The 26,786-nt window shown below is 56.6% G+C and carries 22 protein-coding genes; 16 read left to right on the top strand and 6 right to left on the bottom strand.

All coding sequences use genetic code 11. The features are described from left to right. Positions 1–183 precede the first annotated feature (183 nt). From HFP54_RS05740 to HFP54_RS05725, 4 genes are all read left to right on the top strand, one after another. Positions 184–2,001, top strand: coding sequence for an OPT family oligopeptide transporter (locus tag HFP54_RS05740; protein WP_168564404.1), 1,818 nt, complete (start codon positions 184–186; stop codon positions 1,999–2,001). Between the two features lie 18 nt (positions 2,002–2,019). Beyond that, complete coding sequence (locus HFP54_RS05735; protein ID WP_146410592.1) at positions 2,020–2,589, top strand: hypothetical protein; 570 nt, start codon at positions 2,020–2,022, stop codon at positions 2,587–2,589. 118 nt (positions 2,590–2,707) lie between these two features. Continuing rightward, on the top strand, positions 2,708–4,075 hold the full coding sequence (locus HFP54_RS05730) for a radical SAM protein (RefSeq protein WP_168564403.1): 1,368 nt from the start codon (positions 2,708–2,710) through the stop codon (positions 4,073–4,075). Between the two features lie 63 nt (positions 4,076–4,138). Further along, on the top strand, positions 4,139–4,639 hold the full coding sequence (locus tag HFP54_RS05725; protein WP_197135886.1) for a cytochrome c oxidase assembly factor Coa1 family protein: 501 nt from the start codon (positions 4,139–4,141) through the stop codon (positions 4,637–4,639). 15 nt (positions 4,640–4,654) lie between these two features. Here the strand turns inward: HFP54_RS05725 and HFP54_RS05720 are convergent, their stop codons facing one another. From HFP54_RS05720 to HFP54_RS05705, 4 genes are all read right to left on the bottom strand, one after another. Beyond that, positions 4,655–6,082: a DUF1501 domain-containing protein gene (locus HFP54_RS05720; RefSeq protein ID WP_168564402.1), complete on the bottom strand. Its 1,428-nt coding sequence runs from the start codon at positions 6,080–6,082 to the stop codon at positions 4,655–4,657. An 83-nt stretch (positions 6,083–6,165) separates the two neighbouring features. Next, entirely contained in the window at positions 6,166–8,745 is a 2,580-nt protein-coding gene (locus tag HFP54_RS05715; RefSeq protein WP_206036021.1) for a DUF1553 domain-containing protein, read from the bottom strand. Between the two features lie 291 nt (positions 8,746–9,036). Next, positions 9,037–9,954: an SPFH domain-containing protein gene (locus tag HFP54_RS05710; RefSeq protein WP_146410596.1), complete on the bottom strand. Its 918-nt coding sequence runs from the start codon at positions 9,952–9,954 to the stop codon at positions 9,037–9,039. A gap of 16 nt (positions 9,955–9,970) precedes the next feature. Further along, a complete protein-coding gene (locus tag HFP54_RS05705) occupies positions 9,971–10,987 on the bottom strand; it encodes an SPFH domain-containing protein (RefSeq protein ID WP_146410597.1) in 1,017 nt (338 codons plus the stop codon). A 361-nt stretch (positions 10,988–11,348) separates the two neighbouring features. Between HFP54_RS05705 and HFP54_RS05700 the strand changes: the two genes are divergently transcribed. Further along, the gene (locus tag HFP54_RS05700; RefSeq protein ID WP_168564400.1) at positions 11,349–12,251 is read left to right on the top strand and encodes a phosphate acyltransferase; all 903 of its coding nucleotides are present in this window, start codon (positions 11,349–11,351) and stop codon (positions 12,249–12,251) included. A gap of 17 nt (positions 12,252–12,268) precedes the next feature. Here HFP54_RS05700 and HFP54_RS05695 read toward each other — a convergent pair whose 3' ends face one another. Beyond that, complete coding sequence (locus HFP54_RS05695) at positions 12,269–13,063, bottom strand: enoyl-CoA hydratase (RefSeq protein ID WP_168564399.1); 795 nt, start codon at positions 13,061–13,063, stop codon at positions 12,269–12,271. A 147-nt stretch (positions 13,064–13,210) separates the two neighbouring features. Then, entirely contained in the window at positions 13,211–13,606 is a 396-nt protein-coding gene (locus HFP54_RS05690) for a hypothetical protein (protein WP_168564398.1), read from the bottom strand. Between the two features lie 304 nt (positions 13,607–13,910). Between HFP54_RS05690 and HFP54_RS05685 the strand changes: the two genes are divergently transcribed. From HFP54_RS05685 to moeB, 11 genes are all read left to right on the top strand, one after another. Continuing rightward, positions 13,911–14,156: an ATP-binding protein gene (locus HFP54_RS05685; protein ID WP_168564397.1), complete on the top strand. Its 246-nt coding sequence runs from the start codon at positions 13,911–13,913 to the stop codon at positions 14,154–14,156. 327 nt (positions 14,157–14,483) lie between these two features. Next, entirely contained in the window at positions 14,484–15,146 is a 663-nt protein-coding gene (locus tag HFP54_RS05680) for a sigma-70 family RNA polymerase sigma factor (protein ID WP_168564396.1), read from the top strand. Then, on the top strand, positions 15,124–18,027 hold the full coding sequence (locus HFP54_RS05675; RefSeq protein ID WP_168564395.1) for a serine/threonine-protein kinase: 2,904 nt from the start codon (positions 15,124–15,126) through the stop codon (positions 18,025–18,027). The genes HFP54_RS05680 and HFP54_RS05675 overlap by 23 nt, the downstream gene beginning before the upstream one ends. Positions 18,028–18,310: 283 nt before the next feature. Beyond that, on the top strand, positions 18,311–18,946 hold the full coding sequence (locus HFP54_RS05670) for a hypothetical protein (protein WP_168564394.1): 636 nt from the start codon (positions 18,311–18,313) through the stop codon (positions 18,944–18,946). 168 nt (positions 18,947–19,114) lie between these two features. Next, complete coding sequence (locus HFP54_RS26125; protein WP_168564393.1) at positions 19,115–19,723, top strand: EF-hand domain-containing protein; 609 nt, start codon at positions 19,115–19,117, stop codon at positions 19,721–19,723. Positions 19,724–19,785: 62 nt separating this feature from the next. Continuing rightward, positions 19,786–20,754, top strand: a complete 969-nt coding sequence (locus tag HFP54_RS05660) for a DUF3500 domain-containing protein (protein ID WP_168564392.1) — start codon at positions 19,786–19,788, stop codon at positions 20,752–20,754. 404 nt (positions 20,755–21,158) lie between these two features. After that, entirely contained in the window at positions 21,159–22,697 is a 1,539-nt protein-coding gene (locus tag HFP54_RS05655) for a YifB family Mg chelatase-like AAA ATPase (protein ID WP_146410601.1), read from the top strand. A gap of 240 nt (positions 22,698–22,937) precedes the next feature. Continuing rightward, the gene (gene pyk, locus HFP54_RS05650; protein WP_168564391.1) at positions 22,938–24,383 is read left to right on the top strand and encodes a pyruvate kinase; all 1,446 of its coding nucleotides are present in this window, start codon (positions 22,938–22,940) and stop codon (positions 24,381–24,383) included. 189 nt (positions 24,384–24,572) lie between these two features. Next, complete coding sequence (locus HFP54_RS05645) at positions 24,573–25,352, top strand: HesA/MoeB/ThiF family protein (protein WP_206036020.1); 780 nt, start codon at positions 24,573–24,575, stop codon at positions 25,350–25,352. Beyond that, positions 25,349–25,618, top strand: a complete 270-nt coding sequence (locus tag HFP54_RS05640) for a MoaD/ThiS family protein (protein ID WP_168564390.1) — start codon at positions 25,349–25,351, stop codon at positions 25,616–25,618. Before HFP54_RS05645 ends, HFP54_RS05640 begins: the two co-directional genes overlap by 4 nt. Next, the gene (gene moeB, locus HFP54_RS05635) at positions 25,615–26,778 is read left to right on the top strand and encodes a molybdopterin-synthase adenylyltransferase MoeB (RefSeq protein ID WP_168564714.1); all 1,164 of its coding nucleotides are present in this window, start codon (positions 25,615–25,617) and stop codon (positions 26,776–26,778) included. The genes HFP54_RS05640 and moeB overlap by 4 nt, the downstream gene beginning before the upstream one ends. Positions 26,779–26,786 lie beyond the last annotated feature (8 nt).

Raw genomic sequence — 26,786 nt, 5'->3', positions numbered from 1 at the left:
GCGACGGGGTGCCGGCACAGACAGGTCAGCCCAGCATTCGGTTCACTGGTGCCTTCGATTGCGAACAGGATGCGTTTCCGGCCACGGATCGCTTCTGGTAGGATGTGGCCACGATGGCGGCAATTGGCCAGGCGGTAATTCGGCCAAGCAATCACTTGGCGACGCATGACAACAAGGGAATCGATGGAAAGTATCCCCCAGCCGACCGATGGTGCCGTATCGGGATCGGGGCGTTCCGAAATTTATCGTGAATTGACCGCTCGGGCGGTCGTGCTTGGCGTGATCCAAGGCGTGATACTGAACGTCGCGTTTGTGTACGCCGCGCTGAAACTTGGGTTTTCAATCGGCGGGTCGACCGTTGCGTCGATCATGGGTTACGCGCTGTTGCGTGGCGTTTTTCGCAACGGCACGATGGTTGAAAACAACATCAACCAAACCATTGCTTCGGGAATCAACACGGCGGGCACCGGTGTCGTGTTCACGGTCCCCGCATTGTTCATGTTGGACGCCGCTTGGCGTGCCGACGGCGGTGCCGGATTGGAGTTCCAGGTTTTGCCACTGGTCATCGCCGGTGTGGCCGGCGCCGTTCTGGGCGTCGTCGCCATTATTCCGTTGCGGAAACAGATGGTCGAACTGGACCGGTTGCGGTTTCCATCCGGTGTGGCCACGGCGACGATCATCCGGGCCGGTTCAACCGGAATGGAAAAAGCCAAGCTGTTGGCGGCGGGTTTTGCGATCAGCGCGCTTTGGAAACTGGTCATGGTTTCGGGCTGGTTGGAAACGCCCGGATTGATCGAGAAGTATGGCGCGGGCATTGCCGAGGAAGAATTGTTGTTCGGCTTTGGCGTCATTCCGGCCTATTGGGCACCGGCGGTTTACCTTTCGCTGATGAATATGGCGGCGGGGATGCTGGCCGGTCGCAGCGGGCTTCCATTCTTGTTGGGCGGCTTGATTTCTTGGTGGCTGATTTCGCCCACCGCGGTAGCGTCGGGATGGATGCCCGCGGATCTGGCCGTGGACGAAACCGCCGGGTTCATCTATTCCAAAATGCTGCGTCCGCTGGGCATTGGCGTGTTGATCGGTGGCGCACTGATGGGCGTGGTGACCAGTTTTCCCGCCATCAAAGGTGCGATCGGATCGTTGGCGTCGGCGACCAAAACGGCGGGCAGTGGCAAAGTCGTCGGCAGCGATGAAATGAAATTGCCCGTACTGATCGGCGGCAGCGTGCTGGCAATGGTCCTATTCTTTGTTGCTTCGATGATGACGCCGGGGGTGACGGTTGCCGGTGCGTCGCTTTCCGCAATCGTCGGGACGCTTTGGCTGGGGCTTGCCGCATTGATTGTGGCCCAGGCGACCGGGCTGACGGACATTTCCCCGATGTCGGGCATGGCACTGATCAGCGTCACCCTGATGATGTTTCTGTTGAACAAGAACATCGCCGCATCCATGGTGGTCGGCGTGGCCGTGTGCGTGGCAATCGGCCAAGGGGCGGACATGATGCAAGACTTGAAGACCGGTTTTCTGATCGGTGCACGACCGGTCAAGCAACAGTTGGTTCAATTCGCAACAACGTGGGCCGGTCCCATCATTTCACTGGCCGTGATTTACATCCTGTGGCACGGCGGACCCAACGGCCAAAACGGTTTCGGCGAAGGCACCGCGTTGCCGGCGCCCCAGGGCGGCGCGCTGATGGGGATCATTGATGCCGTCAACACGGGCAACGTTCCGATTGATAAATACGTGATGGGTGGCTTGGCGGGGGCGACGCTGGGTGCCGCGCCGATGAGCGGGCTTGGGGTTTTGGTCGGTTTGGCGATGTATCTGCCGTTTTCGATCACGCTGGGTTACGGAATGGGATGTTTGTTGCAGATGGCGATCCAGCGGGCCAAAGGTGTTGCATTCTGTGAACACAAACTGGTCCCTTTCGCGGCCGGTTTGATCGTCGGCGAAGCCCTGATGGGAATCGCACACGCTGGGTTTTCAATCCTTCGCGCAGCCTAGTTGATCAGGAGAGATTTCATGCGTCAGATCGGCTTGGCTCTGTTTGTGATCGGATTGTTGGTCGCGGTGATGTGTGGTGCAAAGTTGCCCGCCGATCCCGACACCGCTTTTCCCGATACATGGCCTGTCTTTGTGGTTGCCTGGCTGGTGGCTGTGGCCGGTTTGGTGATGTGGCGACGTGATCTGGCCGCATCACACCAGCATCATGATGACACGACCAGTCATGGCCAGCCCGGCGTTCAGGCCTTTGACGCTTTGCGATTGATGGACGCAATGACCAGCGAAATCGCGGTGGCGTCGGCAGGCACGGATGCCAAAGATCCGGCGTTTCTGGACCGCTTGGATCGTCTGATGCAAGAACACATCGAACCTTTTGTCGACCAACGTCAGCGGCTGATTCGCCAATTGGGACTACAAAAGGCGTCGGAAGTCTTGGTGGCGGTGGCGGTGGGCGAACGGCTGGTCAATCGCAGTTGGTCCGCGGCGGCCGATGGTTACCCCGACGAAGCGAATGCATCCTTGGCGGAAGCCGCATCGGCAATGGATGAGGCCCAAAGCGCGCTGAGTCGCGCGATGCAATCGATCTAGCCAGCCCGCGAAAAATTGACGCGGCCGAGGCATGATGCTTTGCGATATCGGATCAAGCATGTGGGCGGTATGTTCGACAGGCCGACATGTCCCCAATTCGCGACCGCAAACCGTACCGATGAATTGCTTTTCAGGTTCGCCACCATCTGGCCTTTTGGATTCGGAATTGCTGCAGTATTTGCGCGGCAATGACGAACATTCCGAACACCACATCACGTTGCTGCAGCGGGCGGAAACCTGCTTGAAGGATCCGACGGCGGAAGCCGCCGATCGTATGGACGTGGCCGGGCGGATCGAACGATGGCGGTACCAGACGCTCAACGAGTGGCGTGACGAACCGGTGCCGGGCCAAGAACGATTGATCGATTCATTGGATCGTTGGACTTGTTGGCTACACCGAATCGATCGCGAAATGCCTCGTTCGCTTCGTCATCATTTGACCTCAGTGTCATCCGATGACGACACCTGGCGGGCCGCGATCGATGGCCGGATGGCGATGCCCGAGCTTTGCGAAGCCGCCGAAGAAAAGACACGCCAGTTGTTTTCTGTCTCGTTACCCGATCAGCCCAATGCGACCAAGCGTCGGATGTTGCTGTATGCGCCGTTGTACGTGTCCAGTCACTGCGTGAACCATTGTGTGTACTGTGGATTCAAGTACGACATGGATATCCAACGAACGCATCTGGACATCGACGATGTGATGGTCCAGGCGGATATTCTTTTGGAAAATGGTTTTCAGCATCAGTTGTTGGTTGCCGGTGACTTTCCCCGTTTGACGACGACGTCGTATTTCTGTGATCTGGTTCAAGGCATGCGTGATCGTGGACTGGAGATCAGTATCGAAATTGCGTCGCAGTCATCGGATTCCTACCGCGCCATGGCTGATGCGGGGGCGACGGGATTGACGCTGTACCAAGAAACCTATGATCCGGAGGTGTATCGATCGGTGCATCCTCGTGGCCCCAAGCAGTCGTACGATTGGCGACTGGAAGCGCCCGAGCGGGCTGCCGAGATGGGGTTTTCACGAATCGGGATCGGAGTGTTGTTGGGCCTGGCTGATCCGGTTTCCGATGTGCAGATGATGATCCGTCATGCAACGTATCTGAAACACCAGTTTCCACACCTGCGACTGGCGCTCAGTCTGCCGCGTTTGCACGAGACGCCTGATGGTTACCAGGTCAAACATCCGGTCGATGACGAACAATTGATCCGATTCTATGCGGCGTGTCGTTTGGCAATTCCAGACGTCGAGCTGGTACTTTCGACGCGGGAACCGGCTGCTTTGCGGGATCGTTTGGCAAAGATCTGTATTACACAGATGAGCGCCGGCAGCAGTACCACACCCGGCGGCTATCAATCGGACGGCTGTAAACAGGATGACGCTGATCCGGATGGTCAGTTTCCAGTGACCGACCAGCGATCCGTTCACCAAGTTCGTGATTGGTTGTGCAAAGAAAACTTTGACGTCCGCTGGCGATTCGCTTAATCTTCCGGCCGGAATCCTCCGTTGGCGGGGGACGTCAATGCTCACGCACGGGGAATCGGGTCGATGTCGGATACGCTTCATTCACCACAGCACTCGCCGATGACGTCGGCGTCAGCAGACAAACCCAAATCTCGAACCGGTTGTCTCTTGATGGGTCTGGGCGGCGGCTGTTTGGGCGTCGTTTTGTTATGCGGTGGCGTCATGGGATTTGGCGTTTTCAGTCTGTTCACCCTGATCAAATCCAGCGATCCCTATCAGCAATCGTTGGCTAGGGCACAGGCGAATGAAACCTTGATCGCAGAATTGGGCCAGCCGATCGAAGCGGGCTGGATGCTGCAGGGCAACATCAACCTGAACGACGACGACGGGGACGCCGACCTGACGTATCCCATTTCCGGTCCCAACGGATCGGCGACCGTCAAAGTCAAAGGATCCAAACAGGACGGCGTCTGGACTTATGAAATCATGCGAGCGACCGTCGACGGATCGGGAACCCAAGTCGACCTGGGTGATGCCACCACCGAATCGCAAGAAGAATCTGTCGTGGAAGAAGTTTCGCTTTGACTTCAAGCAATCGCGTCAAGCGATGACTTCATTCACCACATTGCCGTGGACGTCGGTCAGCCGAAAGTCGCGACCGGCGTAGTTGAAGGTCAGTTGTTTGTGGTCCAAACCCATCAAGTGCAGCACGGTCGCATGAAGATCGTGCAGGTGAACCCGGCCTTCGACCGCTTTGTAACCCAGTTCGTCGGTGCTTCCGTATTGAAAGCCGCCACGCACGCCACCGCCGGCCATCCACATCGTGTAGCCATTGGGGTTGTGATCCCGGCCATCCAAGTTTTCTTTTGCGGTGTCGGGCGTGCGTCCAAATTCGCCGCCCCATAGAACCAGCGTTCGATCCAGCAATCCCCGTTGCCGCAGGTCTTTGATCAGGCCCGCGATGGGCTGGTCGGTCGCCGCGGCACGCGCGTTGTGGCCACTGACCAGGTTGTTGTGCTGATCCCAGAATTCGTCGCATAGTTCGATGTGACGTACGCCGGCTTCGACCATACGTCGAGCCAGCAAGCATTGGCGGCCGAAATTGTCCGACGGCTTACCATCGCCGATGCCGTACAAGTCCAGCGTTGCTTGGGATTCGTCATCCAGGTTCATCACCGACGGCAATTCGGACTGCATTCGAAAACCCAGTTCATACGAATCGATCACCGCATCGACTTGTGATGTATCGGCCGGATTCATTTGTTCGGCCAAATCTCGGTTCATCGATTGCAGCAACTCGATTTGTTGGCTTTGCTGGCGGCGATTCAAAAGGGGATTGGAAAGATTGCCGACCGACGCGTTCTTAACGGGTGTCTTGATGTCGCCGATCGCGGTTCCCTGGAACACCGCAGGCAGAAAAGCGGTCCCGTAGTTTTTGGCACCGCCATTGATGACCGGCGGGCTGATGCTGACAAAGCCGGGCAGATTCTGATTCTCCGTCCCCAGCCCGTACAGCAACCAAGACCCTAGTGATGGACGGGTGAAGGTGAATGATCCGGTATGAAGCTGCAGCATCGCAGGGGTGTGATTCCCGATGTCGGTGTGCATGCCCGAAAGCACACACAATTCGTCAGCGACCTCTGCGGTATGCTTCAGCAGATCCGATACCCACAATCCGCTTTCGCCCCGCTGTTTCCACTTCCAATGACTGGGGGTCAGTTGACGTCGCGGCTTCTTTCCCTTGGCCGGTTTCGCATCATCGCCCGAGGCCGACGCATTGCGTTTGGCCTGTTTATCCAGTTCCGGCTTGCGTTCGAACGTCTCCATCGCCGATGGTCCGCCTCGCATGTGCAGGAAAATGAAGTGATCGGCTTTGGACGCGTGGTGGGGCGTTTTGGGAGCCAACGGTCCGGGGGTGGCATTGCCGTTTGTTCGACCAGCGGCCAAACCTCCGGTCAGATCGCCTGCCTGGCACAGCAGGTCGGACAACGCGATCGATCCGAAACCGCATGTGGCGGCCGATAACATTTGTCGTCGTGTCGGTTGCACAGAAACCTCGGCGGAGCAGGGGACTTCGTTGTGGCCAAAAATGGTTTTCGAGAATCGCGGACCTAATTCACCAATCGAAATTCGGCGCTGGCCAAAAGCGTTTGGCAATAGACCGTCCAAGCGTCGAGTCGGGCGTCGATTGGTTTTGATGAATCGTCGGATCTGGAAGTGTCGTCGGGAATGAATGTGGGCAGCTTGATGAACTGTATGGCACGCTGAATCTCATCGCCGCTGGGCGATCGAGCAAAACACAGGCGATAAGCTTGGGTGATCCGTGCCTGATCGTCGGCCAGCGAAGAATCGTTCAGCAGATTGGATGCGAATGATCGAGCCATGCGGATCACGTCAGGGCTGTTCATCAGATACAGCGATTGTGTCGGCGTGGTGTTGGCGCTGCGCATCCCCTGGATGTTCGATGGCTCTGGGAAGTCGAAGATCTTCAGGCTTTCGGGAACAAGCCCTCGGATGATCGGCAGGTAGATACTTCGGCGATTGAACGGTTCCTCTAAAACGCGAGTGTTCAAGTTTCGGCCCACTTCTCCTTCGCCAATTCGTGCGACCAGGGATTGATCCAAAGGCGATACATCGATCAGGCCGCTAACGCTAAGCATCGCATCGCGAAATGGTTCAGCTTCCAATTGCCGTCGAGACATTCGCCAGCGTAGGCGATTGTCGGGGTCAGCCTGGTAATCGGTCGGATCAAACTCCGACGACTGGCGATAGGTGCTGGTATGCACCAGTGTCCGCACCATCGATTTCAGCGACCAGTGATGCTGGTGCACCATCGTGTGGGCAAGGTGATCCAGCAACGCGGGATGACTGGGCGGTGAACCTGAAACACCAAAGTTGTCGACGGTTTCGACGATGCCCCGTCCCATCAGGTGCTGCCAAATTCGATTGACGATGACTCGAGAGGTCAAAGGATTCTCAGACGCAACGACCCATTGGGCCAATTCGCGTCGCCCGCTTTCCGCTTTACTGATCTGGGCATCGAACTTGTCCAAGTTGGCATTGCACTGATTCACGGCGGAAAGAAAAGATCGCGGGACCACATCGCCACGTTGGTTCTTTTCGCCTCGAATCAAAATCGCCGCGTCGTTGGCTTTGCCTTTCTCGCGGACACCGATAAAAAACCGTGGGGGTTCGGGGATCGATGCTTCGATTGATGCCAGTTCGTCTTGCCGCTGTTTCAAAATCTTGCGGGCTGCATTTAATTGCCGAACCGCTGTCGCCGTTTTGCGATCCACGGTGTCGGGCAGTGATTTCGGATCCACATTGCGGTATTCCTCGGGAACCGCCCGAATCCGATTCGGCAACTGTCGCTTGGATGCCGCAATCTGTCGTTGCAGTTGAGTCGCCTTTTTCTGCAACTGGTCCAAGTCCTTTCGTGTTTTGGCGTCCGGAAGCGGATCCAGCGACAGGTACACTTTTAGTTGATCAGCCAAACCTGTGGGGCGATTGGTCCCGCCGCCGTACAGCGTTTCGGTGCTCTGGAAGATTCCCGACAGCGCGTAATAGTCGGCGGTTGGAATCGGGTCAAACTTGTGGTCGTGGCAGCGTGCACACGAAACCGTCAAACCCAAAAACGCTTTGGAAACGACGTCGATCTGGTCATCGACGATGTCGTGGGTCAAATTGCCACCGTTTAGCGACTTGCTGCCGATCGCCAGCATGCCTGTCGCAATCCGTTGACGCTCGCGTTCCTGGGCATCGGTCGAATCCAACAAGTCACCAGCGATCTGTTCGATGACGAATTGGTCGTAGGGCAGGTCGCGGTTCAGTGCGTCGATTACATAGTCGCGGTAACGCCAAGCGTGGATCATCAACACGTCGCGACTGCTGCCGGCCGATTCGCCATAGCGAACGACATCCAGCCAGTGTCGTGCCCAACGACGTCCGAATTCTATCGAACCCATCATCGTATCGACGATCTTGGCATAGTGCGTCTCCGACGGGTCGGCCGTGAAAGAGGCAACCAAGTCAGGCGACGGCGGTAACCCCAGCAGGTCAAAGCTAAGCCGACGGATCAACACCTCGGGCGACGCATCGCGATTGGGAGACATAGCCCGTTCACCCAACGCGGCCAAGATGAATCGATCCACGTCGCTGCGGGACCACTGATCATCTTGGATGACGGGAATGTCGGGGGCAACGATGGGCTGGATCGACCAAAGTTCTGATGCCGCGGGTGATGCGGATTTGGCGTCTGGTTTTGCCGGCGCTTTGCCTGTCGACTTGCGTGGGTCCGGTGCACCGCGAGCGATCCACTTACGAAAGGATGCGATGGTTTCCGGCGGCAGTTGGCCGTCCGGTGGCATTTCCGCATCGCGATACTCCAAAGCACTTAGCAGTGTGCTGGCACCGGGCCGTCCTGGAATGATGGCCGGGCCACTGATTCCGCCGCTTCGCATCGCGTCGGCGGAATCCAGCCACAAATCGCCACCGACATCATCGGTGGCGTCGCTGTGGCATTCGTAGCAGTGCTTCACCAGGGTGGGACGGACTACTTTTTCAAAGATCTCCAACCCAATCGGATCTGGCATCTTCGAATTGGCCGGGGCATCGGCCGCACCAGAATCGTTTTGGTGGCTGATGACCAGGCAGGCCAAAACAACCACATGCCGAAGCACACAGCGATGCATGAGGCAATCCATTCAAGCACGCCAGGGTCCGGTCAATCCTCGATTGGCAGAATCGGGTGACCGCAACGGTCGCGCAACTGGGTGGGACGGGTGGGGGAGGGCAACTGGCTTGTGGCCCGTCGCGACCCAGGTGCGGCGGGCGTCAAGACAGCAACACGTCGGACCGTTGTGAACGAATCGACGCGCCGAACGATCCAGGCTAACCCACCAAGCGGTGTGGATGCAAACTTTTGGTGGCAAAATCCAACACCGCTTCGTTCCGTGTGTTCACCCGTGGGGTGATGGTCGGCTTCAATTGCCCACCGGCGATCCGATGTAGGGGGCGCCGCCGGATGATCGACCGGAATCACCCAGTTGGACCAACAAATTGCTGGTCGTCGGCAAAATGTCGACACTGGCTTGCGATTCCAACAGAGCATCGATTTCCATCACTTCCAACAGCGTGCTCAATATTTCTTGGTCTTCCTTCGCGATTTCATTCAGCTTGTTGCCGACAATATTCGGCCGGGCTGCAGAAGCTTCCGCAAGTTTCTGGGAAACCTTGAAGGCGGTTTCACTGCGAATCAGGCCGACGCGGTTTTCACCATCTTGTTTCATGGCGCTGGTGACTTGAACCAAGCGTTTGACCACTTTGTCAGTGATATTGTCGACCATTTGGGCATCGGTAAATTCGACCTTTCGGATGTAGACCGAACCCAATCGGTAGCCCCATTTTTCGCTAAGCGGCGAAACGGTTTGGCGTACGGTGCGTGAAAGGCTGTGTCGATCTTCCAGCATCTTTTCCATTTCCAAATTGCTCAGCGTGGAAATGGTCGAACTGGTCACGTTGGCTTGCAACGACCCATCCGGGTTGGCGTTGGTGAACAGGAACGCGACCGGATCCTTGACCTGCATCTCGTACCAAATGCCGACACCCATCGGTGTGCCTTCTTCGCTGTTGACCATCTGGCTGCGCAGATAGTGTTGTCGCAGCGCCGTGCTGACGACGTACTTCTTTCCGAAAAACGGAATCAACAATGCTTTGGGGCCGAAATAGGCAATGGGGAAATGCAATCCGGCGATGTCGATGGTTCCCACCACCTTTCCGAATAACGTGAAGACTTGTGCTTCGCACTCGTTCACACAGGTGTAGATGCCGAACGTTCGAGCCAGACCCAATAGGAATGGGACGAAGACCAGTCCGACGACGAAAGCAAACATGTATGTCATGGCTGATAGGTCCTCGTTATGAACGTTGGTTGGCGGATTGAACGATGCGTCCGGCGCGTTTGTAAAGCGGGATCTTGGCGTTGCGGACATACGCCGATAAGCAATCCGATCCACCTTCGGTTTTGATGGTCGACAGGGTGCTGGCCAATTCCTGAAGCGGTGCGACTTCGGCCTGGGCGTTGTTGGTCGCAATTTCGACCGCCCGTGCGCTCATTGTGATCTGCTGTTCTGAATCGGCTCGGGCCGTACTGATGTCTGCGGCCACTTGGTTACGCGTGCTGTTGATGGCCGACAGGGCCCGGTCGACTTGTGCGGGCGGGTCAATTTCGGTGATCAGCGCGGCGTCCAGTTCGATGCCGTAACGCCCCGTGGTCGATTGACACTGCTGTTCCATGTACTGGTTCAGCAAAGGCAGGTTCTTACGCAAATCGTTGATCGAGACGCCTTCGGATAGGTCGACTGAACTGGTGGCGGATGCTTCGCCGTCGGATGGTGCCAATTCGTCATCTGCAAGCAACGTTTGGCCTTTCGGGTCGGTAAAGTTCGCGATCCGTTCTCGCAACACGGAAACGAAATATCCCATCACGTGTTCCAGCGGGCTGGCCACACCGAACAAGTAGGCGTACAGATTCTGTTCGCTGATTCGATATCGAATTTGCCCGTTCACGCCGGTCGTCAAATTGTCCTTGGTGACCGCTTCGATCGTGTCTTGGGCTTTGGTCGGGTCCCAAGACAGGTCGACCGCTTGGGTGGCAACGCTGACCTTGTGAACTCTTTGCCAAGGAAATTTGAAATACGGACCTCCGGGACCAATCACTTGCACCTGAGGATACCGATAACGTTCTTGCTCCTCGGTGCTCATCGAAGATTCATCAGTCATCCCCGGTGCCTGGCTGCCGGGCATCACCGTTGCAGCACCAAAGCTTGTGATGACGGCGCGTTGGTCCGGCGATACCGTATACAGACAGCCGGTCAGAATACGAATGGCGGCGTAGACGAATACACCAAACCCAAAGACGAACAAATGGATCATGGTTGATCTCGCTGCGGTTTATGCATCGATTTGGAAGGTTCACCAAGTTAGATCGCGACGCCGATCCGTTGGGTGACTTGAAAAGCAGCATACCGGCGCCGTTGTTGGCGTGCATGACGTCGTCGCTGTATCCCAGAGTGATTTGTCGTCATGACTGGACGGCGTTTTGACAGACTGGGCAACCGTCGAAGTGCCCATCTGCCGATCGGCGAGCGGTCGACAAAATTTTCGACCCAAGCGGACACATTGCGTGAATACGACCGTTGTGCGATCAAACTTAGCCCACGGTTTGGTGTTTGGGTCGTCCCACGCCAAATTGTTTGTGAAATCGATCTCCGAAGACTTTAGGTAAGACCGCATCATGGGACTTCCATCGTTCGACACAATGCTGCAGCGAATGGACCACCAGCGTCCCGAACACCGTGTCGTCGCGGTCGGTGCTGACGATGCGACCGTGCTGCAGGCTCTTCACGACGCGAAACGACGTCGATGGGTACGTCCTGTCGTCGTCGGTGATCAGCCCGAAATGCAGCGACTTTCTAAATCGTTGGACATCGATCTGGCCGACTGGGATGTGATTCACTCGGATGATCCGTCGGTCGACGCGGTTCGGGCAATCGTCGACGGTCGCGGCGACTTTTTGATGAAGGGCCGTGTTTCGACACCGGCATTGCTGAAAGCGGTTTTGGATCGTCGCGCGGGACTGAGGACGGGCGAAACCATATGCCAAATTGTTTTGATGGAGATTCCTCGTGACGACCGACGATTTCTGTTGACCGATACTGGAATCACTATCCAGCCTGATCCACAACAGGCCGACAGTATCTTAGGACAAGTCGTTCGCGTTGCCCGCGGCCTGGGGGCCCAGCAGCCGGTTGTTGCCGTCATGGCGGCGTCGGAAAAGATCAACGACGCAATGCCCGAAACAGCGCTGGCGACCACACTGGCGGATCGTCTCAGCGACACCGCTGCCGCCAATATCGTCGGACCATGTTCCTTTGATTTGGCCTATTCGCGGGAATCCGCCCAGCGAAAGAGTGTTGATGACGGGGCAATGGGGGCCGCCGACGTCATGCTGTTTCCCAACCTGTTATCAGCGAACTTGACGGTGAAGGCCATCATGTACACCAGCGATTGCCGGTTCGGTGGCATGCTTTCCGGCGTGGCTTGTCCGGTCGTGTTCATGTCACGTTCGGATGATGTGTCGACACGTATCCGGTCCCTGGCACTCGCATCGTATGCACATCGCCGTGGCGACAGATAATCGCTGCTGTTCGGCGATCAGCTTTCCGACGGTTGATCCCACCGGGGCGGACGCTTTTCAAGGAACGCCCGGATGCCTTCGTCGGCTTCCGGATCACATGCGTTGCGTGTCATGACGTCGACCGCGTCGGCATACGCATCGGGTTCGCATAAATGCAGTTGTCGGTAGAAGGCCGCTTTGCCGATCGTCGCCGCGTGTCCGCTAGATTCGACAATGTTTTGGGCAAGACCGATCGTGGTTTCCGGCAAAACGTCGTCATCGCAAACCGCGTTGACGAATCCGACATCGTAGGCACGTTGCGCGGTGATGGGGCGCCCGGTCAACAACATTTCCATCGCCAGTTTCGGCGGCAACCCGCGAACCAACGGGACCATCGGTGTGGTGCAGAACAGACCGATCTTGACACCGGGCGTTGCGAACGCGGCCGATCGGCCCGCCACAATCAGGTCGCATGATGCGGCAAGCTGGCAGCCTGCAGCGGTGGCAAGTCCTTGCACCTGAGCGATGGCAGGTTGTGGGATCTGACGAATCCGCTGCATCGTCATCGTGCACTGGCGAAAAAGCTTCTCGTAGTCTTCGGCCGATCGATTCACCATTTCTTTCAAGTCGTGCCCGGATGAAAACACCTTTCCGCTTGCCGCAATGATGACGACACGCACCGACGTATCGCCACCCAACTCCGACAAGGCTCGTTCCAGGTCGGCTAAGACCTGAAGTGACAAAGCGTTGCGTTTGTGCGCCCGATCCAGAGTGACGTGAGCGATCGAGTCGGTGATCCGGACGCGGACTTCGGGCGAAATGGATGGGTTCATCGAACGGCGATACGTTAGTCGTGTCTCGGGCGAAAAGGCAGAAATCCGACAAGATTTGACCGAAAGATACGTTCGGTGTTGCCCATCGCCCAGACGCCGGATTCTCGATCGGCGGATTCACCGTGTGAGCCGTGTCGATCCATTCATCTAGGGGCGTGCCCGCGGGTCAGTGGTGGGAACGCCGAAGTTGATCCCTGGGATGAAGTGACGGTGTGGTGACGGTACGCCGTAATTGATTCCGGGCACGATGCTGCGATAGGGCGACCGCAAGCCGCTGGCCGGCAACAAGGCTCGGTCGATTCGGTGTCGGAGTTCCGCTTCGCTACGACGCCGGTGGTCGGTGACGATCACGGGGCCTCGTTTGGCTTGGTTGTCCAACCCGGCACGCTTGCCGATGGTTCGATAGTCGGTGATGGAAACCCATCCCCTAGAGACTTTGGCGTCAGCGGAATCCTTGGACTGTCCGAACGAAGCCGATTTAGCTTTTCGCCACTTCCGGTACAGTTCGTCGACCCGTCGGCTGTAATCATCACCGTTCGACACGGACCGTGGAAGGCAGGCCCCGAACGAAAAGACGGACCACACAGCAACAGCGATGCACACTCGTGATCGCGGGCCGATCGTGGGCACCGGGGAAATTCGTGTCGGTTTGCCTGGCCACATCAATTTCTTCCGTGGGGCTTTGTGCGAAACATCGATGGTTGGTCAGGGCGTTGGGCCGAGACCGGGTGGCACCGAAAAGCGGTCAACCAGTGAAATCCTTCGTCTTGACCCGTTGATCGGGCAAGCCGGTATCGCCAAACTTGCTACTGGACATTTGTGACGAACTTGAGGGTTTGGGGCGACGATGCTGGCCGCCGCCGGTGCACACAACCTGTTGATGATCGGTCCGCCTGGGTCGGGCGAGCCGCGGGACATTCTGAAAAGTTGTTCCGACGATTCGATCACGCTTGAAAGCAGCTTCCCGAGGGGGGCCATCGCTTCGGTCTTCGACACCGCCAGCACTCAGTCGCATTTCTTTGAACCGGCGGTGGGTCCAACCGATGCATCGTTGCGAATCAACCAAGTCGCATCGGAGTCTCGATTTCAGTAGGAGAGCGCATCGGATTCTGCTCATTGTTCACTGGCAGCAACGATTGAGCCCCTTCCGTTAACCCGACTCCTGTTTGGGCTTCCATACCCACCCTACCTCTGGGTGGAATCGGATCTCGCAACTGGGACCCAAAGAAGCTCTTGCCAAGGGCGTCCCACACGCGCTAGCAGGTTGTGCAGTTCATTCGCATTCGATGTGGTGAAACGGACTGAAGAGATTCCCGAATCCGCGAGGCTCGAGGTCGGGTAAGCCCAGTGAACCCCCAATCCGAAAAATTTTGTGGCGATTGGTTGTAGAAACGATCGGCCAATCTCGTAACGTATTTGAATGACACAATCAATCCAACGCGAGGATGCTCTGCTCGAGCAGTTAGCGGCAGGCGAAGACTCCGCGCTCGGTGATCTATTTGCGCTGCATCGAGACCGCCTTTGGCGGATGGTGAGTTTTCGACTAGATCCACGTTTGACCGGCCGCATAGACGCAGACGACATCTTGCAGGAAGCATACGTTGAGGCCGCGCGACGAATCTCACAATATGCTCATGACGGCCAATCGTTCTACGTCTGGCTTCGCTTGGTGGTCCTGCAGACGATGGTCGACCTGCACCGCCATCATCTGGGTACCCAGAAGCGAGACATTCGGCGCGAGGTGGCGAAGCGGCCGGCATACCCCGAGGCAACTTCGGTATCTCTGATCCGCCATTTGGTAGGGAAGGTATCGACCCCAAGTCAAATAGCAATCAAAGCAGAATCGCTACGTCAATTGGAAGAAGCTCTAAGAGAGATGGAGCCAATTGACCAGGAAGTGTTGGCACTTCGTCACATAGAGGAGCTCACGAACATCGAAGTTTCTCAACTACTTGGAATCGAGCAAAAGGCTGCCAGCATTCGTTACGTGCGCGCGATCGCACGACTTAAGAACGTCCTCGCTGGAGTGCCGGGTTTCTTTGAGGAAGTGTTGAGAACAGATGATGCCCGAAGAAGCGACTGAGCATAGCCGCGTGGAAGCGCTGGCCGCAGAATTTTCCGAGAAGTTGCGGGACGGCGAGAATCCATCCCTCGATGACTACGTCGCGCGGAATCCGGATTGTGGGCCCGAGTTGCGCGAGTTGCTGCTCACCATCCTAGCGATGGAGGAGTTGAAGAACCAAAACAGTCCGGACGCGCCGCCAACAATGTTTGGGCCGGTTGGAATCAAACAATTGGGCGATCTGAGAATCGTGCGTGAAATTGGTCGCGGGGGAATGGGCATCGTTTACGAAGCGGTCCAGGAATCATTGGGCCGCACTGTCGCGGTTAAGGTCCTGCCCAAAGGTCGATTAGAAAATGAGCAGGCACTGGCTCGTTTTCAACGAGAGGCGAGAACTGCCGCTAGCCTCCACCACACTAACATCGTTCCGGTACTGGGTGTGGGGGTTGACGATGGTTATTACTACTACGTGATGCAGCTGGTCCGCGGCGTCGGTTTGGACGAAGTGATCGACGATCTGCGCGCTGACACTGCGCCGAGTTCACAGACCGACAGTCCCACTGTGAGTTTAACTTCGGTCGCCCACCGGCTGATCCAACGCAGCGAAGAAGCGTCAACGCTTTGCGTTGCCCAACAAGATGCTGCGGGCGAAGCCGACGGGAGCGCTTGTAACGCTGGATACTCCATCCCCTCGGCAGGTAGGCCGCGTAGATCCGACCGGGCGTATTGGCAATCGGTTGCTTGGATCGCTCATCGAGTGGCTACGGCGTTACAGTATGCCCATGACCAAGGGATTTTGCATCGCGATATCAAACCTTCCAACCTGCTGGTAGATTCGCACGGAGAGGTTTCGGTCGCTGACTTCGGGTTGGCCAAGTCGACTGACCAAGCGGGGATCAGCCGGCCCGGCGATGTCGTGGGAACATTGCGCTACATGGCGCCCGAACAGCTTGCTGGAGCCGCCGACAATCGCAGTGACGTCTACAGCTTGGGCGTTACGCTCTACGAGTTGGCGACACTGAGACCATTCTATGACGAAGCAGAGCTGGCACAGACGCTTACACACGGCGGTGGTCTGAAGCCGGCTCGTCCAAGTGAGATCAGACCGGACCTACCACGGGATCTTGGGACAATTATCGTCAAAGCGATGGACGTCGAACCAGCCAAACGGTACCAGACGGCTGCGGAGATGTCGGAGGACCTGCGACGGTTTTGTGAAGATCGCCCCATTCTCGCGAAGCGTACAAGCGTATTCGAGCATTTCTGGCGATGGAGCCGCCGCAATCCTGCCGTTGCGACTCTTGGAAGTGTCGCCGCGGCTCTGGTCGTTGCTGTCGCTGCTGTTTCAACGACTGCGTACTATCGTACTAACCTGGCTCGGCAAGAGGCCATCGAACAGCGCAACAAGGCTGACGAAACTGCCGAGTCGGCCTTCGACGCGCTGGACGAGATCTTTCACACTCTCGCGCCGATGCCGATGGTGAATCCGGACGAATTCGTCGACTCGTCCGACTTGGAGAGTGCGCCTCCTGCAGCTCCCATTCCCAGGAAACAAACCGCTGCCCTATTGGAAAAGATGCTCACGTTCTACGGCCGGCTCGCGGAATCCGGACAAACCGACGAACGGTACGGACAACGGCTGGCCGAAGCGCACCACCGGATTGGCGATATCCGCCAACGCCTAGGTCAGGTCGAGATCGCTGCATCGTCCTACCGCCGCTCCGCGGAACTTTATCGCCATCTTATAACCACCGATCCGTCACCGACCTTAGTCGCGCGGCTGGCCGCAGTTCACAACCAGTTGGGCATCTGCGCCCATCATCTCCGTCGGCAGCGAACGCCGCTCCCCGAAAATTCGCAACAACATGACCGGAGCCATGGTTTAGCAGAGTTCCAGGCGGCTCGTCTGTTGCTCGAACCGATCGCTACAGCCAACTCCCCGCCCGAGGTTCGATATGAGTTGGCTCACACGTATTACTTGTTGGGTGACCAACCCAGTGACGGGCGCCATGAAAGTCATGACGGGGACCATGAGCGACAATTGACTGAGTCGGCCGATGACATCGCCGGCATTCGAAGGGACAGACAACAAACAGAAAGCATCGAAGAGTCAGCTCGATTCAGTAGTCGAGCCCCCGACCGAGAAGTGCTGCTGCAAAGGGCAGCCGAAACGCTTCGACAGCTTCTCAAGGATTATCCTGAATCGCCAGATTACCGGCGTCTGTTGGCAATGTGTTATATGGAGAACTCCAAAGAGCTTTGGATCTCGGCTTATCCGCAAGGCCGACAACCCCGCCTCGATGCGATCGAGATATTGACCCCATTGGTCGAAGAGTTTCCTGAAAACCCGGACTATCGATTCGCCTTGAGTTCGGCACATGCGATCGGGAGGGTGAACTCGCCGTGGCTTGATCGTGATGCAATCCGGGCGTACATCGATCGGCTGGAAACGGCGGAATCCTTAATCTCAGATTTACGGGCTGAGCATCCCAACGTTCCGCAGTACCTGGTAGCACATGTGAAGCTCTTTCGCCAATTGGCAACCTTGCATCGTCGCCTTGGTGGACGTAGTGCTCAGTTGCCTGTCTATCGCCGGGCATCTCAAGTTTGTCGTGACGCTCGGCCTGACTCGATCACAAACGTATCATTCAAATCGGTGATCGAAGTCTACGATCGTACGGCAGATTTGCTCCTGGCCGAGGCGTCCGGCAATCAGCAAGAAAACCTGGTGGAAGCGCTCGCCGTGCTCAAGGCGGGGATTCATGAGTTTGAACGGCTAGAAATTCGAGCCAGCGAATCCAACGGCCATCCCGTGCGGGTCGAATTCCTCGCGCGGTTGGCTGATGTTCAGGAAAGATTGGGTCACACAGCGTCGACCAATTCGACTCAGCCACCGGAGTAGTCGACCGGGTTTCTTGTTTAGCGATTCGAGAGCAACTTGCTCCATCGTACCCGCGAAATCACGGTATGTCGGCCGCAAACCGGCAGCATCCACAGCAGGCAATTGTTGTTCAAGCGATTTGAAGCAGGGCCTGTCTCGGTGACTTGCGAGGGAAAAACCAAAATCCGTGTAGATAATTTATCCAGCGCCCGTATATCGGTAGCGAGACAATCCGCGTCCTTGCCCAGCCGGCAAGAATTGCTTGTGATGCGGTTCTAACTTTCCAAAACGAGAGGTCCTTGTTGTGCAGACTCAAAAGCTTTTGATTCTATTTGTTGCGTTGGTTTGGTCACTAGACACGTTTGCCCAAATAGTGATGGCTGCGGACGACGATACGGCATTAGACAACTACTATGTCAGCCGGTCCGAGGATGACGCCGAAGAAGGAACGAACGGTGAGGTAGACCTGGCCAATGAAGACCTTGATCTGGGCCAGCTATCGGGGTTCGAGTCAGCCGCAAAGATTGGAATTCGGTTCGATGGCATCCGCATGCACAACGAACGAAAGATCGAACGGGCATTCGTTCAATTCACAATGGAGGGAAATCGAATCAAATCTAAGCCGACCACACTGACGATTCGCGCAGAGCTTTCACCCGACGCCGAGTCCTTCAAGAAAGACGCAAAGAATATTTCGTCACGTGAGCTCACCAAAGAATCAGTGACTTGGTCGCCAGAGCCTTGGGACCCGAAACGAGCGCGGGATGAGAAACCACAGACTCCTGATCTGTCGGCTTTGATTCAGGAGGTCGTTGATCAAACGGATTGGGTGGAAGGGAATGCTCTGGTGTTCATCATCTCCGGAGAAGGTGAGCGTGATGCCGTGTCGTTCGATGGCGATAGGAAGAACGCTCCAATGCTGTATTTAGTGACTGATTGACGACGACCGTGCGTCACATTGAAGCCAGCGGCTCTTCAACAAGCAGAAGAGTCACTCAGGACCTATTTCAACGTTCGTACTTCCGTACCAAAGACGCTCTGCTCTGGCGCCGTCACCTAGATGTGATTCGTAAGTGGCACTAATCATATAAACTAAACGGTTGTTGATGTGAAGATTCAGAAGCTTGTGATTGTATTGTTGGTTTTCGGCTTCCAGATCCACGTACATGCCCAACAGGGAGGTATCGACGACGATGAGATCTTGCAATTGCTCGACACCGATTACAACCAAACCGTCTCGTTCGACGAAATCGACCAAGGCGCACAGCGGATACGCGGGATGGACGCAAACGGCGACAAGCAAGTCAGCGTTGCTGAGATGGCCGCTGCAAGGGGAGTCGATGGCGGCGCGGAGCTAGCCAAGCAACTGATGGGATTTGACAAAAACAAAGACGGAAAACTCTCGGCTGATGAGGTTCCCCATCGAATGCGTCTCATCTTGAAGTCGGCTGATAAAGACAAGGACAGCTTAGTGGATCGAGCAGAGTTGGCCGAAATGACCGCAGAAGTGGCAGCATCGGCTCCGCCTGCCGGAAGACGGCGCGGCGGCCGCGACGACGACGATGATGAGATTAGCCCGACTCGAATGGTACAACTCGCGATGTCATTTGATGCCGATAGCAATGGACAACTCAACCGGCAGGAGCTCACAGAATTCGCCGAGGCGTTTGCTCAGCGTGGTGGGCCGGGCCGACCGCGAGCTGAGAGGCCCGAATGACGTGGTCACCCGCGGAAATGACCTATTGCATTTGACAACACCTTAACAAAGTAAGACTCTCCATGAACCTGAAATCCGATGACCGACTGAACCGACGCGGATTTATCCGAACAGCAGGCGCAGCTGCCGGTATCGCTCTGCCTGCTTTGACCGACGTGGACCGTCTCCGCGCCGCGATGGCAGAAGCAAATTCGGCTGCGAGTGCCGTCCAAGAGTTTTACGCGTCGCTAACCGATAGGCAGTTGTTGACGCTGTGTTTCCCCTTCGGCGACCCTCGCCAGCAACGCATCCATGCGAACTGGAACATAACTGAACCAAGAATCGGCGACGAATTCTACTCCGACGAACAGCGAGAACTCATCAATCAGATCCTCAGGAACATTACCAACGAAGACGGCTACGAACGATTCACCCGGCAGATGGACGATGACATCGGAGGAGTCGAGGAGTTTAGCGTCGCCATTTTCGGTGACCCCGACAACGGACGATTCCAATGGGAAATGACAGGCCGGCACCTGACGCTGCGGGCGGACGGGGCATACCACGATAAGGCGGCTTTCGGGGGGCCGATCGTCTACGGGCATGGCGAAGCAGATCCGTCCGCGAACATGTACTACCGGCACACCAAGCAGGTAAACGAGGTTTTCAAAGCGCTCGATCCCGCGCAAATGCAGCAGGCATTGGTCCCCCGAGCGCCACGCGAAACGGCAGTCAGAATTCAGGGAAGTGCGGGTGACTTCACCGGTATCCGCGTTGCCGCCATGTCGTCGGACCAGCAACAACTGGTGGAGGAAACGATCAAGTACCTGCTGTCACCGTTCCGCGCTGAAGACGTTGGGGAGGCGATGGAAGCGATGAAAGCGGCCGGTGGATTCGACTCTCTGCGGATGTCGTTCTACCAGCAGGGTGACATTGACGACGACCGAGTATGGGACATGTGGCGGATCGAAGGTCCGTCATTCATATGGCACTTCCGCGGTTCGCCACATGTGCATGCCTACATAAACATTGCCGCACCAGCAAAGCCCTAACGGCGAAACCGATGCATCGGCGATCTGGCGGACGCAACCAAGGCACTCTGCTTCCACGCGACCGAGGTGATTTAGACCGATGCAACTTCTGCAGCTTTCCTCATGCGTGCGGGTGCATTGACTCCAGCGCCTTAGCAAAATCGCTGCGCCGCACTCTTCTCGAAATCTCGGACGAGATGGAGAGGAAACTGCTTCCAAGCGGGGCGACTGCCAGGGGTGTTGATACCGAAGCGGCGCCCGCGCAAACGAGAGCACCTCACGGGGCTCCTTCGTGCGTGAAGCGGGCCCAACCGAGCCGCCCAACGACTAGTTGGCCCCAATTCTGTTCACCGGTTGATTCTCGGACGAGGGCTCGCCACATTGTTGGTGGACATTTGTGACGCACTTGAGGGTTTGGGGCGACGATGCTGGCGCGACTGAAGACCTTGACGCTGTTGGGAATCGAAGCCAAACCGGTCGATGTGGAAGTCGACATTTCGCCGGCCGCGATGCCTAAGACGATTCTCGTGGGACTGCCCGACACGGCGGTGAAAGAATCGACGCACCGTGTTGAACGTGCGATCGTCAACAGCGGGTTCACCCGCCCGCATGATCGAATCGTGATCAATCTGGCCCCGGGTGATCTGCCCAAACAGGCCGCGTCATTCGATTTACCCGTGGCGTTGGGAGTGCTTGCCGGCAGCGGGCAACTGGCCACCGATCGTTTGGAACAGTACGCGATCGTCGGTGAACTGGCTTTGGAAGGGCACACGCGTCGGATCAAAGGTGCTCTGTCCATCGCCATCGAAGCGGCCAAGTGTGGAATCACCGGTTTGGTGGTGCCCCGTGAAAACGCCGAGGAAGCGGCGGTGGTCGATGAATTGGAAGTGATTCCGGTCGACAGCCTCGCACAAGCCGTCGCTTTTTTTGCCGGGGAGATCGACATCGCACCACAGCCCAGTCGTGTGGACGAATTGTTCGATGAATTCAGCGTCTACGATTTAGACTTTGCCGACGTCCGCGGCCAAGAAATGGCCAAACGTGCGATGACGCTGGCCGCCGCCGGCGCACACAACCTGTTGATGATCGGTCCGCCTGGGTCGGGAAAGACGATGTTGGCCAAGCGAATGCCGACGATCTTGCCGCAATTGACCGCCGCGGAATCAATCGAAACGACACGCATCTATAGTGCTTTGGGCCAGCTTCCAAGTGGCCAGCCGCTGCTTGCCAAGCGGCCTTTTCGAAGTCCCCACCATACGATCAGCGACGCGGGTTTGGTTGGCGGCGGAAGCCCGCCGGCACCTGGCGAGATTAGCAAAGCGCACAATGGCATTTTGTTTCTGGACGAATTGCCGGAGTTCAATCGCAAGACGCTGGAAGTCATGCGACAACCTTTGGAAGACGGCGTCGTAACGATCAGCCGGGCGCTGTCCAGCAGCCAATTTCCGTCCGACTTTATGTTGATAGCCGCAGCCAACCCTTGTCCCTGCGGTTATCGCAGTGATCCGCGCCGAAGCTGCAATTGCACACCGCCACAAATTGAACGCTACGTCGGTAAGATCAGCGGTCCGCTACTTGATCGCGTCGACATGCATATCGAAGTCCCCGCAGTCCCCTTCGATGAATTGTCATCCCAATCGGCCGATGGCACATCCAGTCAACAAATGCGACAGGATGTCGAACGTGCACGTCAGGTCCAAGCCGTTCGCTTCGACGGAAAGGCGTCTCGGTACAACGCACAGATGACCAGCCCCGAAGTCCGCACGCACTGTGCGCTGACCAGTGCTTGCCAGACCATGTTGCGGTCCAGCGTGGAGGAGATGGGGCTGTCGGCTCGGGCACACGACAAGATTTTGCGTGTGGCTCGCACGATCGCCGATGTCGACGGCAGCGATTGCATTCGCGAAGAACACTTGGCTGAAGCGATCGGCTATCGCAGTTTAGATCGAGATTTTTGGGTTTGATTCGTCCGTCGATCGCGATTTTGTTCGGCTTCTGCGGTGTGATGCGACTGAAAACTGCTGCGTAGCTTTTGGCAGCGTATTCACAGAGTCAATCTTGGTAAGGGGTCCAAAGACGGCATCGGAGGCAGGTTTAGGCGACGGTGCCGTTCGCTGAATTCCTGCGATGTTGTCGCAGTCGCGTGTCGCGCCAGAATGCGTGGGTCTTTCTTCGCCCTGATCCGCCATTCGTTGTTCTTTCGCATGAATTCAGTCCATCGCCCCTACCGGCATACCAAGATTGTTGCGACCGTCGGCCCTGCCACCGAGTCGCCCGAAATGTTGCGTGAATTGATTCGTGCCGGCGTCGACTTGGTGCGGCTGAACATGGCGCACGGTTCGGTCGAATGGGTCGGGGAAGTCATCGCAAGGATCCGTGAGGCTTCTGATGCCGTGAACCGTCAAGTCGCCGTGATGATGGATGTGAAGGGCCCCGAAATTCGTACCGGTCCGGTGGATCAACCCGTCGAATTGAAATGCGGCGACCGTTTGGAGTTGCATGTGGATCCGCCGCAATCGTGCGATGACGGTGTGCATCGTGTGAGTGTCAACTATCGCGATTTGCCCGCCGATGTTTCCGTCGGTGCGACCGTTTTGGTCGACAGTGGTTTGTTGCGGTTTCGCGTCTTGGAAACCGATGACACCAAAGTCGTGATGGAGGTGCTGACAGCGGGAACGCTGGGGTCACGACGGCACATCAATTTGCCGGGGATTCAAGTCAAATTGCCTGCCTTGACGGAAAAAGACAAGCGAGATTTGCAGGCCGGCGTCGAAGCAGGGATTGACTTCGTGGCATTGTCGTTCGTGCGACAGGCCGAAGACATCCGAACCCTTCAAGCCTATCTGGACGAACTGGGAAGCAAGGCTCGGATCGTCGCCAAGATCGAAGACCAGGCGGGCGTGCGAAACATGCACGAAATCATCTGTGCCGCTGATGGCGTGATGGTGGCTCGTGGTGACTTGGGCATTGAAATCGAATACCACCGGTTGCCGCTGGTGCAGACGCAATTGGTCCGTGCATGCCAGATGGAAGGTAAACCGGTCATCATTGCCACCCATTTGTTGGAATCGATGATTCATGCACCGATTCCCACGCGTGCCGAAATTAGTGATGTGTCCAACGCGATTCGTGAACAGGCCGACGCAATCATGTTGTCGGGCGAAACCACCACGGGATCGTATCCGCTGGAGTCCGTGGAAGCTTTGAAAAGCATTGTCGGCAGTATCGAACCATCGGTATCAACACCGATCAATAAGCGGATCGTCTTGCACGAACCGAAATCGAAAATGCTACGTGCATCGGTTTCGCTGGCGACTGAACTGGGCAATTCGGGAATCGTGGTCTTCACACGAAGTGGATTTCTGGCGTACGTGTTGGGGGCGTTGAAAGCCCGTGACGTTCCGATTTATGCATTCACCGATCTGCCGATTACCTTCCACCAGTTGTTGTTGCCCTGGGGCGTCGAACCATTTCTGATTGACTTCGACGAGGATCCAGAAAAGACAATTCAAAACGCGTTACAGATCCTCAGCAAGAATCAATGGTGTGTTCCCGACCAGTGGTTGGTCGTGATCACCAATGCGCTGGCCGAGGGTAAGATCATCGATACGTTGCAGTTGCGACAGGTTCCATCAGCTTCCGCGACCTGAATTCGAGACCGGCGACCAAACGCGATCGTGGCGGCCCGGCAAAGCTGGATTGTCGGTCGCTAGGGTAGGGTGATTCACACCGAATTCATCTTCCGCTGAGCGGCACACGCTGCTGATGACGACGCTGGAAACGCTTAGAATGCGACGCGATCGAGTCGTGGGAGTGTCGAATGACCGGAGTGCAGACGGTTGCTAAGTGATGAAGAAAAGGCCACTTACGAGTGGCAGATGTGGGTGCCGGACTTTGGCGAACATGGCCAGCAAAAACTGAAGGATGCCAGCGTGATGGTGTCACGGGTCGGCGGCGTGGGCAGCGTTGTGGCCTATGAACTTGCCGCCGCCGGTGTCGGCAAGTTGGTGCTGGCGCACGCCGGCAATGTGAAGCCCAGCGATTTGAATCGCCAGTTGTTGATGACGCACGATTGGATTGGAAAGCCGCGTATCGAATCGGTTCGCCGACGATTGTTGGAATTGAATCCTCGGTTGGAAATTGTCGCAGTCGGGGAAAATGTCAATGCCGATAACGCGGCGGACTTGGTCGCCCAAGCTGATGTCGTGGTCGATTGTGCACCGCTTTTCGAAGAACGGTTTGCAATGAATCAGCAGGCCGTCCAACAGGGCAAACCATTGGTCGAAGGTGCGATGTATGAAATGGAAGCACATCTGACCACAATCATTCCCGGTGCAACGCCGTGTTTGCGTTGTTTGTATCCGGAATTGCCGCAACCATGGAAACGACAGTTTCCCGTTTTTGGCGCCGTTTCCGGTTCGGTCGCCTGCATGGCCGCAATGGAAGCGATCAAGCTGGTTTCTGGACTCGGGGACCCACTTGCCAACCGAATGCTGCAGATGGATCTGCGAGACATGTCGTTTCGAACCTTAAAGATTGGCCGGCGCGAGTCGTGTTCGACTTGCCGACACTTGTTCACGACCGATTTCCAACCAACGGTGACCGAAAGCCCCCAATGATTCTTGTGATACCCACCGCACTACGAAAGCACTGCGACGGACGAAAGCAAATCGAATCGACCGCGTCCACGGTCGGCGATGCACTGGATGGCATCGGGAAAGATTACCCGGAATTGCACGCGGCGTTGTTCGGACCCGACGGTGATGTCGCGTCCCATATCAATCTGTTCGTCAATGACCAGAACGTTCGTGATCTGTCAGGGCTAAAAACGGCCGCTGGTGAACGCGATGAGCTGTTGATCGTGTCGGCGCTGGCCGGAGGCTGATCGTGGAATCGGCGGATTTTTTTTCAACGGAAGAGCGTATTCGATATTCCCGGCATTTTACCTTGCCCGAGGTCGGTGTCGGTGGCCAAGCAAAACTGAAACAGGCGTCGGTGCTGCTGATCGGGGCGGGCGGTTTGGGCGCGCCGGTGGCCATGTACTTGGCGGCGGCCGGGGTGGGGCGTTTGGGATTGGTCGATTTCGATCGCGTCGACCAATCCAACCTGCAACGACAAATCATTCATGGCACCAACGATGTGGGGAAACCGAAGGTTGAATCGGCTGAACAAACCCTAGCGGACATCAATCCACACGTGAGGCTACAGTTTTTCAATGAACCGCTGACATCCGAAAACGCAATGCAGCGGGTGGCCGACTATGACATTGTAATCGATGGCACCGACAACTTTGCGACCCGCTATTTGGTCAATGATGTTTGCGTGTTGTCAGGCAAACCCAATTGCTATGGTTCGATTTTTCAGTTCGAAGGGCAAGCGTCTGTGTTCGGCCTCGGGGACGGTCCGTGTTATCGATGCCTGTATCCCAAGCCTCCCGCACCGGGAACCGTTCCCTCGTGTGCGGAAGGAGGCGTCTTGGGCGTGCTGCCCGGCATGATCGGTATGATTCAGGCGACCGAAGCGGTGAAGCTGATCTTGGGCCAGGGCATGTCGCTGTCCGGTCGCCTGGTGTTGTACGACGCCTTGCAAATGCGGTTTCGCGAAGTGAAAGTGCGTCGTGATCCTCAGTGTCCTGTCTGTGGTGATCATCCCAGTATTACCCGTCCCATCGACTACCAAGAATTTTGCGGAGCCCCAAAGATGTCTTCAACCGACGCCAACGAACAAAGCCCATGGGATGTCCAGCCGGGCGATGTTCAACAACGACTGCAAACAGGTGCAGACTTTATCCTGCTGGATGTTCGCGAACCTCACGAGTACGAAATCTGTCACCTGGGCGGGACGCTGATTCCGTTGGGTGAACTGCAACAGCGTGTTGGCGAACTGGATGCGTCACGGGAAATCATTGTCCATTGCAAGATGGGCGGGCGCAGCGCTAAAGCGGTCCAGCAGCTGCGGCAACTGGGATTTGAAAACGTGCACAACATGCGTGGCGGCATCCACGCGTGGTCGGATGAAATCGATTCGTCCGTTCCGAAGTATTGATCCCGTTA

It is taken from the genome of Crateriforma spongiae (genome assembly GCF_012290005.1).
GTDB classification, from domain to species: domain Bacteria; phylum Planctomycetota; class Planctomycetia; order Pirellulales; family Pirellulaceae; genus Crateriforma; species Crateriforma spongiae.
This window is presented reverse-complemented; position numbering and strand designations above follow the sequence as displayed.